At 47.6% G+C, this 15,008-nt stretch carries 12 protein-coding genes; all 12 read left to right on the top strand.

The features are described from left to right. The first annotated feature begins 139 nt into the window (after nt 1-139). Nucleotides 140-577 carry a division/cell wall cluster transcriptional repressor MraZ gene (gene mraZ, locus ACDE64_RS16375; protein ID WP_367060094.1) on the top strand — a complete coding sequence of 146 codons (438 nt, stop codon included), beginning with the start codon at nt 140-142 and terminating at the stop codon, nt 575-577. Nucleotides 578-598: 21 nt separating this feature from the next. Then, a complete protein-coding gene (gene rsmH / locus ACDE64_RS16370; protein WP_411347526.1) occupies nt 599-1,573 on the top strand; it encodes a 16S rRNA (cytosine(1402)-N(4))-methyltransferase RsmH in 975 nt (324 codons plus the stop codon). Between the two features lie 12 nt (nt 1,574-1,585). Beyond that, the gene (locus ACDE64_RS16365; protein WP_411343178.1) at nt 1,586-1,996 is read left to right on the top strand and encodes a hypothetical protein; all 411 of its coding nucleotides are present in this window, start codon (nt 1,586-1,588) and stop codon (nt 1,994-1,996) included. Between the two features lie 17 nt (nt 1,997-2,013). Continuing rightward, a complete protein-coding gene (locus ACDE64_RS16360; RefSeq protein ID WP_411347525.1) occupies nt 2,014-4,428 on the top strand; it encodes a penicillin-binding transpeptidase domain-containing protein in 2,415 nt (804 codons plus the stop codon). A gap of 112 nt (nt 4,429-4,540) precedes the next feature. Then, a complete protein-coding gene (locus ACDE64_RS16355; RefSeq protein ID WP_411347524.1) occupies nt 4,541-6,025 on the top strand; it encodes a UDP-N-acetylmuramoyl-L-alanyl-D-glutamate--2,6-diaminopimelate ligase in 1,485 nt (494 codons plus the stop codon). After that, nucleotides 6,025-7,431 carry a UDP-N-acetylmuramoyl-tripeptide--D-alanyl-D-alanine ligase gene (locus ACDE64_RS16350; RefSeq protein WP_411350321.1) on the top strand — a complete coding sequence of 469 codons (1,407 nt, stop codon included), beginning with the start codon at nt 6,025-6,027 and terminating at the stop codon, nt 7,429-7,431. Before ACDE64_RS16355 ends, ACDE64_RS16350 begins: the two co-directional genes overlap by 1 nt. A gap of 5 nt (nt 7,432-7,436) precedes the next feature. Beyond that, nucleotides 7,437-8,408 carry a phospho-N-acetylmuramoyl-pentapeptide-transferase gene (gene mraY, locus ACDE64_RS16345; protein ID WP_411343175.1) on the top strand — a complete coding sequence of 324 codons (972 nt, stop codon included), beginning with the start codon at nt 7,437-7,439 and terminating at the stop codon, nt 8,406-8,408. Further along, a complete protein-coding gene (murD, locus tag ACDE64_RS16340) occupies nt 8,408-9,883 on the top strand; it encodes a UDP-N-acetylmuramoyl-L-alanine--D-glutamate ligase (protein ID WP_411347523.1) in 1,476 nt (491 codons plus the stop codon). Before mraY ends, murD begins: the two co-directional genes overlap by 1 nt. Nucleotides 9,884-10,087: 204 nt before the next feature. Continuing rightward, nucleotides 10,088-11,212, top strand: a complete 1,125-nt coding sequence (murG, locus tag ACDE64_RS16335; protein WP_411350320.1) for an undecaprenyldiphospho-muramoylpentapeptide beta-N-acetylglucosaminyltransferase — start codon at nt 10,088-10,090, stop codon at nt 11,210-11,212. A gap of 114 nt (nt 11,213-11,326) precedes the next feature. Continuing rightward, on the top strand, nt 11,327-12,124 hold the full coding sequence (locus ACDE64_RS16330) for a cell division protein FtsQ/DivIB (protein WP_411347522.1): 798 nt from the start codon (nt 11,327-11,329) through the stop codon (nt 12,122-12,124). Between the two features lie 401 nt (nt 12,125-12,525). Continuing rightward, nucleotides 12,526-13,785 carry a cell division protein FtsA gene (ftsA, locus tag ACDE64_RS16325; RefSeq protein WP_411347521.1) on the top strand — a complete coding sequence of 420 codons (1,260 nt, stop codon included), beginning with the start codon at nt 12,526-12,528 and terminating at the stop codon, nt 13,783-13,785. 59 nt (nt 13,786-13,844) lie between these two features. Further along, nucleotides 13,845-15,008 (top strand): cell division protein FtsZ, encoded by a 1,164-nt coding sequence (gene ftsZ / locus ACDE64_RS16320; RefSeq protein WP_411343171.1) that lies wholly within the window; start codon nt 13,845-13,847, stop codon nt 15,006-15,008.

Raw genomic sequence — 15,008 nt, 5'->3', positions numbered from 1 at the left:
CGAAAAAAAGTATAATTTTTTTCAAAAAAATTGACATGTTGAGAAGGATTTTGATTTTAGTTGACGAATCTATTATGCTAGATAGGTGGTGGAAAGTGGTGCAAAGTGGGGAACGATGGGTAAAAGGAGTGAGCCGCCAATGTTCATGGGAGAATTTCAGCATAACATTGACGATAAGGGACGGATCATTATTCCGGCCAAATTTCGCGAACTTCTCGGCCAATCGTTTGTAATGACCCGCGGTTTGGACCATTGCCTTTTCATTTATCCACTAGAGGAGTGGTCTCTTCTTGAACAAAAGCTCAAATCGCTGTCTTTGATGAAGGCGGATGCACGCGCATTTACACGGTTTTTCTTTTCTGGTGCAGCTGAGGGCGAGTGGGATAAGCAGGGCAGGGTAAATGTACCTGGCAATCTGCGCCAGTATGCACAGCTGGACAAAGAATGCACCATTATCGGTGTATCGAATCGTGTGGAGATTTGGAGTCGTTCCGTTTGGGAACAATATTATAACGAATCAGAACAATCATTTAATGAAATTGCCGAAAAGCTGGTTGATTTTGATCTTGATCTGTAATCGTCTGGGAGGTTTAACAACTTGTTTCATCACATCACTGTATTAAAAGAAGAAGCGACCAATGCATTAGAGGTCAAGCCTGATGGCATTTATGTCGACTGCACGCTCGGGGGAGCAGGACACAGCAGCGTAATCGCAGCTGAGTTAGAAGCAGGTGGACGACTGATTGCCTTTGATCAGGATGATACTGCATTACGTAATGCCGAACAGGTACTATCACCATTTGCCGATGTCGTAACATTGATCAAAAGCAATTTCCGTCATTTGGAGGAAAAGCTTTTGGAAGCGGGTGTACCGACAACAGAGGACGGTATTCCGCAGGTGGACGGTATTTTGTTTGATCTTGGCGTTTCTTCACCTCAATTTGACGATGCCGAGAGGGGATTCAGTTACAATCACGATGCCGCGCTAGATATGCGCATGGACCAGTCCAGCGAATTGACTGCACGTACCATTGTGAACACGTGGCCTGAAGATGAAATTGCCCGCATACTATATCGTTATGGCGAAGAAAAATTTTCAAGACGTATTGCTGCTGTGATTGGCAAGCGCCGTGCCGTACAGCCTATTGAAACAACGGGGGAACTGTCAGAGCTTGTCAAAGAAGGCATTCCGGCTGCGGCACGCCGAACCGGTGGTCATCCAGCCAAGCGCAGCTTTCAAGCGCTTCGTATCGCTGTCAATGATGAACTTGGCGCTTTTGAAGAAGCGCTGCAACAATCCATTCGATGCTTGAAACCGGGCGGACGTGTATCTGTTATTACATTTCACTCGCTCGAAGATCGTTTGTGCAAGCAGATTTTTGCTGAAAAATTGGAAAAGAATGTGGCACCACCCGGATTTCCTGTGTATGTGAGTAACGGCGGTGAACTGAAACTGGTCAACCGCAAACCGGTACTTCCGTCTGATGATGAAATCACAACCAACAAGCGCGCAAGATCAGCCAAATTGCGAGTAGCGGAAAAGGTGGATAAACAAAACCAAAATCAACAATAAGGAGACGGGCTAATGGCTTATACAAGAGGAAATCTGGCGGTCAAGCAAAAGGAGACCGAAAAGGTTGTCCGTAAGTATCGCGAAACGACAAAAGTAGTAGTCCGACGTTCGGCTTTGCCTATGCAGGAGAAGATGCTGTATTTGGGTACCATTTTTGCCTGTGTGATCATTGCGGGAATTATCTTGTGGCGCTACGCTTATATTTATGAAGTGAACAAAAACGTTCAAAATATGGCAAGCGAAACGGCATCGCTGCAAAAGCAAGCCGTACAAAATGATCTCCGCAAACATCTATTGGAAAACGAAGTGGTGGAGCGTGCAACCGCTCTGGGATACATACAGCCCGATGCTGATCCAATTCAAGTTTCCCGTGAGAAGGGAACGACATCAACCTCGTCGCCGGATAGTCAAGACAGCAAGTAAAGCGAGGGATAAACGAAGTGAATAAACGAATCAGACTTCGCACTTTATTGATGGGAGGGTGCATTGCCCTCCTTTTTGTCGTCCTGGTCTTGCGTATTTTTTGGTTACAGATTGTACAGGGCTCCAGTTGGCATGAACGTGCTGTGGAGAACTGGACGCAAAATAGCGTAATCAAAGCTGCGCGCGGTACGATTACTGATCGTAATGGCAATGAGATGGCTATTGATGCACCTGCATATAATGTCGCACTCAATCCGCAAATTATCGATAAATATGGCATCAAAGATGAAATTGTGAGCGGACTGCACGAGATTCTGGGCACCGATGAAGCCGAAATCGAAAAGCAAGCGACGTCCAAAAATGATCAGGGCGAATTGCGTACATGGCGTGAATTGAACACAGGTGGACATTTGATCGCTCAGGATAAAGCCGATCAGGTTAACGCCTTGATTACCAAGTTAAAGCAGCAGATCGATCAAAAGTATGATGCTGGCTTATATTTGACTGAAAGTTCCAAACGCTATTATCCACAAAATGAGCTAGCTTCTCACGTACTCGGCTATACGGACAAAGAAGGTAAAGCTGTTGCGGGCATTGAAGCGTATTATGATGAACAGCTCAAAGGCTCGGATGGTAAAATCCAGTATCAGCATGACCGTCAGGGCGATAAACTTCCCGATTCTGACGATGTATATACGCCTGCGCAAAACGGTGATAATCTGAAATTGACGATTGACCAAACGATCCAATATTACACGGAACAGGCGATGAAAAAGCAATATGCGGAACTGAAGCCGAAAAGTATTACCGCGATTGTAGCTGATCCCAATACAATGAATATTCTGGCGATGGCAAATATGCCTACCTTTGACCCGAATAAATATAATGAAGTACCAGCTGATCAATATAGCGATTTTATGAATCTAGGCATCAAAGGTATTTATGAGCCGGGTTCGACTTTCAAAATTGTAACATTGACCGGTGCTGTCAAAGAAAACTTGTTTAATGCAGACGCTACGTATCAATCTGGTTCGATCCGTGTAGGCGGTTGGACATTGCATGATAGTCACACTGGCTGGGGAGCGATTACGTATTTGTCCGGTTTGAAGCGTTCCAGTAACGTAGCCTTTGTTAAATTAGGTTATGAAATGCTGGGCGCCGAGAGACTGCGTAAATATATCGATGCTTTTGGCTTTGGTGTCAAAACAGGAGTCGATTTGCCAGGTGAAGCATCGGGTGCGATTAATTTCAATCCGAATATCAAGGTTGAAGTAGCGACTGCTGCTTATGGACACGGTAAAGTTCAGGTTACACCACTACAGCAACTTGCAGCAGTATCAGCGGTTGCCAATGGCGGTAAGCTGTTGACTCCGCATCTGGTACAGTCCATTACGAACCCGAATACTGGCGTCACAACAGATACACCTGTTCATGAAGTACGTCAGGTTATCGATTCCGCTACAGCCGCCAAAGTTCGCAGTTATCTGGAGCAAGTCGTATCTGACCAAGAAATTGGAACCGGGCGTCAAGCGTATATCGAAGGATATCGTGTCGCTGGTAAAACAGGTACAGCAATTAAAGTTAAAACCGACGGTTCTGGCGGATATGACAAAAATAAACAGGTTTCCTCATTTATCGGTTTTGCTCCTGCTAACGATCCCAAAATCGCTGTCATCGTAGTGGTCGATGAACCGGCAGATCCACTGTATGGCGGTGGCAAAGCGGCAGCGCCAATTTTCAAAGAAATCGTTAGTCAGGCGCTTCCATATATGGGTGTAGCCAAAGTTGCTGAAGATGGAGCTACGACCCAGAAGAAGACTGCCAAAGTTCAACCTGTTCAAGTGGCGTATACTGCGCCAACGTTAACTGGTAAAGGATTAGACGAAGCGAAGAAGAAACTGCTAGCGGGTGGCATTGCGTATACCGTTGTAGGTTCTGGTACAAAGATTGTGAAACAATATCCAGCAGCAGGCGCTCCACTGGTAAGTGGTCAAAGTATCTATCTGATGACGGAAGACCCGACTAAGATGGCGATTCCAGATTTAAAAGGGGAATCATTGCGCGATGCGATGCAATTGCTAAATCTGATGAAAGTACAGGTCACTACCGTCGGTACGGGATATGTTGCTGAACAGGTAGAGTCGGAAGGAAACGGTCGTCGGATCGTAACCCTGACACTCAAGTCTGCCAAAGCAACGGTAACCGGTGTAGACGATCCAGAAGAAAATGCAACCGGTAGTGATGGTAAACCAACAGACGATACTGCGAATAGCAACACCGACACATCCAATAAAGAAAGTGATGACTCGTCTTCCTCCAGTACGTCTACGGATGATTCATCGTCTAGCACTACTGAAAAATCTAATAGTGCAACGACGCAAAAAGAAGATAATCCTGAAACTTCGGAAGAGGAAGAAGCTTCAACCAACTAGTTGATTTATGCATTATCTGTGATAACCCGGCAACGATCGGCGCCAGAAGCCTGCTTCTGGACGCTTGATTGTTGCCGGGTATCGTTATTAATTTTGGAAAAGAGGAATACGCATGTTGCTATCTGAAGCCGCAAAGCTATTGATAACGTCCCGGATTCACGGTGATCCGGCTGCGGAATTTTTGGGAATGGAGGTGGATTCACGCAAGGTTCAGCAGGGCGACTTGTTTATCTGTCTGCCTGGGTTTACGGTAGATGGACATGATTTTGCTAACAAGGCAGTCAAGCAAGGTGCCGTTGCTCTTGTCGTGGAACGTGTACTGGAACTGGATGTACCGCAACTGGTCGTCAGTAGCTGCCGTCAGGCGATGGCAGTGCTAAGTGACACCTTTTTCGATCATCCTAGTCGTCGCTTGAATATGATTGGAGTTACGGGAACCAATGGTAAGACCACAACTTCTTACCTGATCGAGCGTATTATGAATGATCATCATATCAACACTGGACTGATTGGCACGATTGAGATGCGTTACAACGGTCAATCCATTCCGATGCCGCGCACTACACCAGAAGCGCTGGAGTTGCAGCGTTTGCTTGGCAAGATGGCAGATGACGGCGTACAGTGCTGTGTGATGGAAGTGTCATCACATGCGCTGGAACAAGGACGGGTCAAAGGAACGGATTATCGCACTGCCGTGTTTACGAACATCAGTCAGGATCATCTTGATTACCATCATACGATGGACGAATACATTGCCGCCAAAGGGTTGTTTTTTGCCCGGCTTGGCAATAGCTACGGTCAACCTCATGAGCGCAAATATGCAGTTTTGAACATCGACGATCCCGCAGCAGACTATTTCCGCCGTATTACCGCAGCTGATGTGATTACATACGGAGTAGAACAAGAAGCAGATGTACGCGCCTCTCAGATTGCTATTACATCCGCAGGCACGACGTTTCATGTGGATACCTTCCGCGGCTCTGCCGACATCACGTTGAAGATGGTCGGTACGTTTAATGTCTATAATGCTCTTGCCGCTTTGACCGCCGCCTTGATCGAAGACGTACCACTGGAACAGATTGCTGCCAGTCTGGAACGTATTCCTGGTGTAGACGGACGGGTCGAATTGGTCGATGCTGGTCAGCCTTTTGCTGTTATTGTCGATTATGCCCATACACCGGACGGGCTGGATAACGTATTGTCTACGATCAAGGAGTTTGCTGAGCAACGTGTAATTACGGTGTTTGGCTGTGGTGGTGATCGCGATCGTACGAAGCGTCCACTGATGGGCAAAGTAGCCGCAACGTATAGCGATTATACGTTTATTACCTCAGACAATCCGCGTACCGAAGAACCGCTATCGATCCTAAATGAAATCCAGACCGGTTTGCAGGAAGACCGCATTCCAACCGAGCGTTACGAGCTGATCGTTGATCGTCGTACCGCGATTCAAAAAGCGGTTGAAATGGCGCAGCCTGGCGATGTACTATTGATTGCGGGCAAAGGGCATGAAACGTACCAGATCATCGGTACAGAGGTTATCGATTTTGATGACCGGCTTGTAGCCAAAGAAGCGATAAGGGGTCTTAACCAGTGATAAAAACAACAATGGGTCAATTAGCCGATATGTGTGGTGGACAGCTACAAGGCGATGCCGAAGCCGTTTGGCATGGTGTCGTTATCGATTCACGCAAAGTGTATGAAGGTTGTCTGTTTATCCCGATTATTGGTGAGCGCGCTGACGGTCATGATTTTGTAGCGAATGTACTGTCTGCTGGAGCGGCAGTATCGTTCTGGCAGCATGATCATGGTACACCACCAGCTGGCAATATCATTCTTGTAGAAGATACATTGCAGGCGTTGCAGCAGTTGTCGCGTTCGTATCTGGATCAGGTACAGCCACGCGTGATCGGTATTACCGGCTCGAATGGCAAAACAACGACCAAGGATATGGTGGAAGCTTTGCTGAAGCAAGCCTATCGTGTGCACAAAACGCAGGGCAATTTTAATAGTCATATCGGTCTGCCTTTGACCATTCTGGATATGTCTTCTGATACCGAAATGCTCATTCTGGAAATGGGGATGCGTGCGCGCGGCGAAATTGAGCTACTATCCAATATCGCTCGTCCACATGCTGTCATCATTACCAATATTGGCGAATCGCATCTGGAGCAGCTCGGTACACGTGAGGAAATCGCTCGTGCCAAGCTGGAAATTGTCAGCGGCTTGCAAGCTGGCGGTTTACTGATCTATAACGGGGATGAGCCGCTGCTGCATCAGGTACTGGCGGAACCGGAACTGAAGCAACGAGATATGACTACACTGACCTTCGGCGTGGAGCAGCAGAATAATCTGCATGTGACCGGCGTGATGGCACAGGGACGAACTACGATTTTTACAACAAATGATCTGCCAGATGATGCTTGGACGCTGCCGTTGCCAGGATTGCACAATGTAACAAACGCGCTGTCTGCGATGGCGGTTGCACGCCATTTCCAAGTAACGGATGAGCAGATCCGTATCGGTCTATCCCAGCTGCAATTGTCCGGTATGCGAATTGAACAGCTGGATGGACGCCAAGGCTCCACATTGCTGAACGACGCTTACAACGCGAGTCCAAGCTCGATGCGTGCTGCTCTCGATGTGTTGAGCAGTATGAAAGGTCACAGCCGCCGCATTGCGGTACTGGGCGATATGCTGGAGCTAGGCAGCGAAGAACAGACCTACCATGAGCAAATGGGCATCTATGCGGCGGAACATGCGGATCTGCTGTTTACGTATGGTGAACGTGGTCAATTCATCGCTGCGGGAGCATTGCGTCAGATGCCATCCGAGCTGGTATACAGCTATAGGTCCAAGCCAGAGCTGATTCAGGCGCTGCTGGAGACGGTGCAGCAAGGGGATGTCGTGCTGGTCAAAGCATCCCGTGGTATGAGACTGGAGGAAGTTATACAGGCGCTGATGCCTGATTCAATAAGCCAAGCAGAAGCGCTGGAGGAGTAAATGTAATGGATTTTCAATTATTGTTATTGGCGGCAGCCGCATCATTTATTTTATCGCTTATTGCGATGCCGATTCTGATTCCACTGCTACGCCGGATTAAATTCGGTCAGCAAGTGCGAGATGACGGACCGCAAACGCATTTGAAAAAGGCGGGTACGCCGACGATGGGCGGTATTGTCATCATTTTGGCGGCAACAATCGTGTACATCAAATTTTCAGTGATCGACATCAATTTCTGGGTGTTGCTCACGTCAACGGTCGGTTTTGGTCTGATCGGCTTTCTGGACGATTATATCAAAATCGGCCTGAAACGCTCGCTTGGTCTGACTGCCAAGCAGAAGCTGATTTTGCAATTGCTGTTCTCAGCCATTATCTGCTTCCTGTTGATTCAAAAAGGTCATAGTACAGCGCTGGCGATTCCGGGCACTGATTTTGCTTTTGACTGGGGTCCATGGTTTTACTATCCATTTATCGTTATTATGTTGCTCGCGATCACCAATGCGGTTAACTTTACCGATGGTGTGGATGGGTTGCTGTCCGGGGTCAGTGCGATTGCATTTGCTGCGTATGCAGTCATCGCGATTCAGATGTCCTCACCAGCCGCAGCGGTTTGTGCAGCAGCGATGATTGGTGCAGTACTTGGTTTTCTCGTATTCAATGCCCATCCAGCCAAAGTGTTTATGGGCGATATGGGGTCGCTCGGGATTGGCGGTGCAATTGGTGGTATCGCGATTGTAACCAAAAGCGAGCTGTTGTTCCTCATTATCGGACTTGTATTCGTCATTGAGCTGCTGTCCGTCGTTATTCAAGTCGTCTCGTACAAAACGCGCAACGGCAAACGGGTATTCAAAATGGCGCCGATTCATCACCATTTTGAATTGTCTGGCTGGTCGGAGTGGCGCGTCGTAACGACGTTCTGGGCAGTAAGCCTAATTCTGGCTGTGATTGGAGTCTATATTAGCAAGGGGTTGTCCTGATGAATGATCCTCAATCGTACGCTGGTCAGCAGGTCGTTGTGATCGGTTTGGCTCGTAGTGGTGTAGAAGCTGCCAAAGCGCTACATCGCCTCGGTGCCATCGTTACCGTCAACGATCTGAAGCCGCGTGAACAATCGCCGGAAGCGGCAGAACTGGAAGCACTGAATATTGAAGTGATCTGTGGTGGTCATCCAGAAGGATTGATCCATGAAGGATTAGCACTGCTGGTCAAAAATCCGGGTATCCCGTATACAGCACCACCAATTCGGCAGGCGTTGGAGCTTGGCGTAGAGGTCATTACGGAGGTTGAGCTTGCTTATCGCTTGACTGATATTCCGATGATTGGTATCACTGGCTCCAATGGTAAAACGACGACAACCACATGGGTAGGCAAAATGCTGGAATCTTCGCATTTACATCCTATCGTTGGCGGCAATATCGGCATTCCACTCTGTCAGGCAGTAGCGGAAGCTGATCCTGCTGTGGAACATATCATCGTTGCCGAATTGAGCAGCTTTCAGTTAAAAGGTACACAGGATTTCAATCCACGTATCGCTTGTCTGCTCAATGTGGCAGAGACGCATCTGGATTATCATGGGACAATGGACGATTACGTCGAATCCAAGCGTAAAATTTTTGCCAATCAAGGTGAGCAGGATACCGCCGTATTGAATTGGGATGATAGCTATTGTCGCAGTATAATTCCGTATCTGCGTGCAGGCAGGATTGTTCCTTTTTCGATCTACGAAGAACTAGGTAGTGCGATTGCCAATGCTACGCAATTCAGCGAACAGCCGTTAGCAGCAGCGCTGTATGTATCTCCATCGTATATCGAAGATGTGGAAGATGAATTAGAACGCAGCATCATGTATCATGATGAGCACGGCGAAGTGGAGATTTTGCCGGTATCGCAGGTTGGTATTCCGGGGCGCTATAATATCGCCAATGCGCTGGCTGCTTGTGCGATATCGATTGCCGCTGGCTGCAAACCTGCGGAACTATCACAATCGCTGCAAAGCTTCCGCGGTGTAGAGCATCGTCTGGAATATGTGCGCCAGCATGAAGGTGTTGAGTATTACAACAACTCCAAAGCGACCAATACGAAAGCAACGCTGACAGCGTTATCCGCATTTCAGGATCGGGATATCGTATTGATCGGCGGTGGATTGGATCGGGGTTCCGATTATATGGATCTGCTGCCTGCATTACAAAGTCAGGTGAAGGCGCTCGTACTGCTGGGGCAAACTCGCCACAAGCTGGCACAGGTTGCACAGCAGGCTGGTATTACACAGATTGCTGTGATTGAGGAAACGGATAATACCGTCCAAGCGATTGCCGAAGCTGTACAAGCGGCAGGTCAATTTGCTGCATCTGGTGATATTGTACTGTTATCACCTGCTTGCGCGAGCTGGGATATGTTCTCGTCGTACGAAGTACGCGGCGAACAATTCAAAGATGCTGTGCAAGCACTATAAAGGTGCATATGCAATGTAACATTGTTCATATGCTGAAAAGCTGTTTATTCATGTGAAAGGGATTCTTTCCCTTTTAAAAAGTGAACATGCAACAGCATCCAAATGAACATCCGATCGTTATTTCCATTTTTGCCATATACATTTGAATCATTTCCAACCAATTCCAATAGCTACACAACTTCCAGAGGAAAGGAGGAATACATGATGCGTATTATTTTGACAGGTGGCGGCACGGGTGGTCATATTTATCCGGCACTGGCGATTGCTGAGCAATTCAAGGAACAAGGCATCAAAGCCGAATTTCTGTACATTGGTGGCAAACGTGGGCTGGAAACAAAGATCGTACCGGAAACACGGATGCGTTTTGAATCGATTGATATTACGGGGTTTAGAAGGCGATTATTTTCGCTGGAAAATATACGTACAGTCAACCGCTTCATTCAGGGTGTGAAACATTCAAAGAAGATGATTCGCGACTTTAAACCAGATATCGTGATTGGTACAGGTGGATATGTATGCGGTCCTGTTGTGTATGCAGCAGCCAAATTGGGTGTTCCAACGCTCGTACATGAGCAAAATGCTGTACCGGGATTGACCAATCTGTTTTTGAGCGGTTATTCCAGCACAGTAGCTGTCAGCTTTGAAGATGCGATCCGACGGTTTAAACGTGCTAAACACGTGCTATTTACCGGCAATCCACGTGCCACTATGGTTCAGCATGCTGATCGTGAACGTGGATTGGCTTCGCTTGGATTGCCCGCAGATGCCCAGATCGTAATGATTGTCGGTGGTAGTCGAGGAGCTAGAGCGCTCGTTGAAGCGATGGTACAAACAGCTCCACTGCTCAAAAACAAGCCTAACGTACACTATGTGTTCGTTACCGGCGAGATTTACTACGATGAGATTTACGAACGGATTAATGATGCGGTCGATTCCATTCCGACGCATTTGCATATTTTGCCGTATATCCCGAATATGCCGGAAGTACTGGCTGGAACGGCGCTGCTGATCGGTCGAGCTGGAGCTTCTTCGCTGGCGGAGATTACATCGCTTGGCACGCCATCTATTCTCATTCCGTCACCCAATGTAACGAATAATCATCAGGAAGCGAATGCACTCGCATTGCGCAAAGCTGGAGCAGCTGAGATGCTGCTGGAGCGTGATCTGACTGGCGATTCGCTGATTGCTTTGATCGACCGAATCATGGATGATGAGGAGGAGCGCCAGAAGATGTCGGTAGCTGCCAAAACTCTGGGGACACCGCAATCCGCCTTTTTACTAGTGGAAGAGATTCAGCGCTTAACCCAGAATCGCAAAAGTAACAAATAATCGCAGCTGCATCACAGCTCGTTATGCAAACAAAGGCGTGAACGACTGACGGCAAGCTCAACGTACCTGCCTGTACTGCCGGGCGCTATAAATACGAAATACTGGAGACATGCCATGCCTAAGCGAAAATTGATTGTTGTCCCGAAAAATGAACCTACTGCCAATGTACGACCTTCCGTCAAACGCAAGCCGCTAATCAGCGCCAAAACGAGATGGATCGTTATACTGAGCATTCTGTTTGTTATCGTGGCGGGTGTCGTATTCTGGTTTTCGCCGGTTGGCAAAATTTCGCAGATTACGTTTACCGGCAACGCGTTTACGTCCAAAACAGATTTGTTCAACGCAACCCGTCTTGCCAAAGGCGATGCTTTTTACGGTACATCTGCTTCCACGATCAAAGAACGGTTACTCACCATTCCAGCGATCAAGGATGCAGTGATTACGAAGCATTTTCCAGGTCAGGTGAATATTCAAATTACCGAGTATCCGGTCGTAGCGTATGAGCTGGCAAGCTCTGGTGAGCTAACAGCGATATTACAAAGCGGCACATCGGTACGCGCCGATGACCGTGGGGTTGCTGTGGAGAAGCCCGTTCTGACCCAGTGGGGAGATTATGCCAAGAAAAAAGTAGAGTTATGCAAAGTACTTGGCAATATTCCGAATGAGTTAACGTCGGACATCTCGGAAATTATGCCTTCGCCTACGCCGTCCTTTCCAGATCGGATTATGATCTATACCCGTTCACAGTTTGAAGTGATTACAAGTATTTCGCTATTGTCGGACAAAGTCGAGTATTTAAACCAGGTTATTGAGACACAGCCTCCAGGTTTGATCACGATGCTGGAAGCCGACTCCTATACACCATTCAAGCCGGAAGCAGCCGATGATAGCGAAGTTCCGGTTGGACAATAAGTTGTTATTTTTCCTATTCTAACAGGGCTGCACGGTCTCTTTTTTCCGCAATGGCATAAGGATATGGTAGCGGCACTTTCTGTGAGAGAAGAAAAATGCTAGAATAAGTTTGGTAGATATTAAAGTTTTGTAAACTTTAATATTGGCAAACATGATAAGGCATCTGCTGAGAAACATGACATGCCCCGCGATCATTCTTTTTTCTTTACACTTTTACTGGCGCTACAGCTTTGAAAAAGTTTATAGAAAAAAGAGGGAAAGCATACGCAACGTTGAATACTAAAGTAGAGAGCAATTTTAAAAAAATGTTTTTCGGAAATTGAATTTCCGGTTGGCAACCAATATCGCCAAAGGCTGGAAATCAATCATTTATTATGCAATATGCAGGAGGTGCCAGGGGCTTGAGCAACAATGACATCATTGTTAGTTTGGACATCGGTACATCCAAAGTTCGTGCTATTATCGGGGAAATTAACAATGGAACCTTTAATATTATTGGAGTTGGATCTGCCGACTCGGAGGGGATTCGCAAAGGTGCAATCGTCGATATCGATCAGACTGTGCAATCCATCCGAAATGCTGTTGATCATGCAGAGCGTATGGTCGGCATTCAAATATCTGAAGTAATTGTGGGTATTTCGGGAAATCACATCGGACTTCAAACGAGCCATGGAGTTGTAGCCGTATCCAATGAAGACCGTGAAATCGGCGAAGAGGATATCGAACGGGTGTTGAAGGCAGCAGAAGTAATTGCTCTTCCTCCTGAACGTGAAATTATCGATGTTGTCGCCAAGCAATATGTTGTCGACGGTCTGGAAGGAATTCAGGACCCTCGCGGCATGATCGGAGTACGTCTGGAAGTGGAAGCAACCATCATCACCGGTGCCAAAACATCCATTCACAACTTACTCCGCTGTGTGGAAAAAGCCGATCTACATATCAAGGATCTGGTCTTGATCTCACTGGGAGCCGGTCAATTGGCGTTATCCAAAGATGAGAAAACAATGGGCGCTATACTGGTTGATATCGGTGCAGGTTCGTCCACGATTGCGGTATTTGAAGAAGGCGCACTCAAATCGACGTCTACTTTACCAATCGGCGGCGAATTCATCACCAACGATATCGCTTATGGATTGCGTACCTTGACAGAAAATGCTGAAAAAGTGAAATTAAAATATGGCTGTGCGCTGGTTGAAGAATCCGCACCGGATGTCGTATTTAAAGTTCAACGCATCGGCAGCAATGTGGACAAAGAATTTACCCAGCAGGATTTGGCAGCGATTATTGAGCCGCGCGTACAGGAAATTTTTGAACTGATTCGTCAGGAAGTTGTGCGTCTCGGTTATCAAGAGCAGCCTGGTGGTTATATACTCACAGGAGGCACAGTTTCGATGCCGGGCGTTTTGGAAATTGCCCGCGAAGAACTGGCAGCTTCCGTCAGAGTTGCAGTACCTGATTATATCGGTGTGCGTGACCCTGCTTATACGAGCGGTGTCGGCATTTTGTACAATGTAATCCGCAATATTCGCGGTGGCAGCAGCAGTGTAGCCGGAAGTAGCAAGAAGGCGCCGGCGCGCAATAAGACTGCATCGACCCCGGAAAGTAATGCAAAACCGGGCTTGATTGAACGGCTCAAAAATATGTTCAGTGAATTTATCTAATGAAGTTCATTCTTACTGGAAATGAGCCATTCATGGACAATGAGGGGGAGATGGGATAGATGTTGGAATTTGATTTCGAAATGGAGAGCCTGGCCCAGATTAAGGTCATCGGTGTAGGTGGCGGCGGAAGCAATGCTGTCAACCGTATGATTGAAAATGGCGTTCAAGGCGTGGAATTTATAACGGTAAATACAGATGCACAGGCACTGCATCTGGCCAAATCCGAGCATAAACTGCAAATCGGCGATAAGCTGACTCGCGGTCTGGGTGCCGGTGCAAATCCAGATGTCGGTAAAAAGGCAGCTGAAGAATCTCGTGACCTGATCAGCAACACGCTGAAAGGCGCAGACATGGTATTCGTAACCGCAGGTATGGGTGGCGGTACGGGTACAGGCGCTGCTCCAGTGATCGCTGAGATCGCTAGAGAATGTGGCGCGCTGACAGTTGGCGTTGTTACTCGTCCCTTCACCTTCGAAGGACGCAAACGCTTCTCGCAAGCCGAGCTTGGTATCGAAGCGCTAAAAGAAAAAGTAGACACACTGATCGTGATTCCGAATGATCGCCTGCTGGAGATCGTGGACAAAAAGACTCCAATGCTGGAAGCATTCCGTGAAGCGGACAACGTGCTTCGTCAAGCGGTACAGGGTATTTCTGATCTGATCGCTGTACCAGGTCTGATCAACTTAGACTTTGCCGATGTGAAAACAATCATGACAGAACGTGGTTCTGCTCTGATGGGTATCGGTGAAGCGACAGGTGAGAACCGTGCAGCGGAAGCAGCACGTAAAGCGATCATGAGCCCACTGCTGGAAACGTCCATCGAGGGCGCTCGCGGTGTAATCATGAACATTACTGGCGGCAACAACCTGTCGCTGTATGAAGTAAATGAAGCAGCCGAGATCGTAATCAGCGCTTCTGATCCAGAAGTGAATATGATCTTCGGTGCGATCATTGACGAGAACCTCAAGGAAGAGATCAAAGTGACCGTCATTGCGACAGGCTTTGAGCACAAACCGGCACAGCCGTTGCAGCCTTCCCGTCGTCCAGCGACGCCACAGCAACAACAGCAGCAGCCACAATCGTCATCTTCCGCTGAACAAGGCGAGGAAAAAGCACCAAGTCCACGTCAGTTCAACAATAACAACAATCAGCAGCAGACAAGTGGAGATCAACTTGATATTCCAACGTTCCTGCGTAATCGTTCCCGTCACAAAAACGACTAG

It is taken from the genome of Paenibacillus sp. WLX2291 (assembly GCF_046603665.1).
Lineage (GTDB): Bacteria > Bacillota > Bacilli > Paenibacillales > Paenibacillaceae > Saccharibacillus.
Note: the sequence above shows the minus strand (reverse complement) of the source record. Positions and strands in the feature narration are given on the sequence as shown.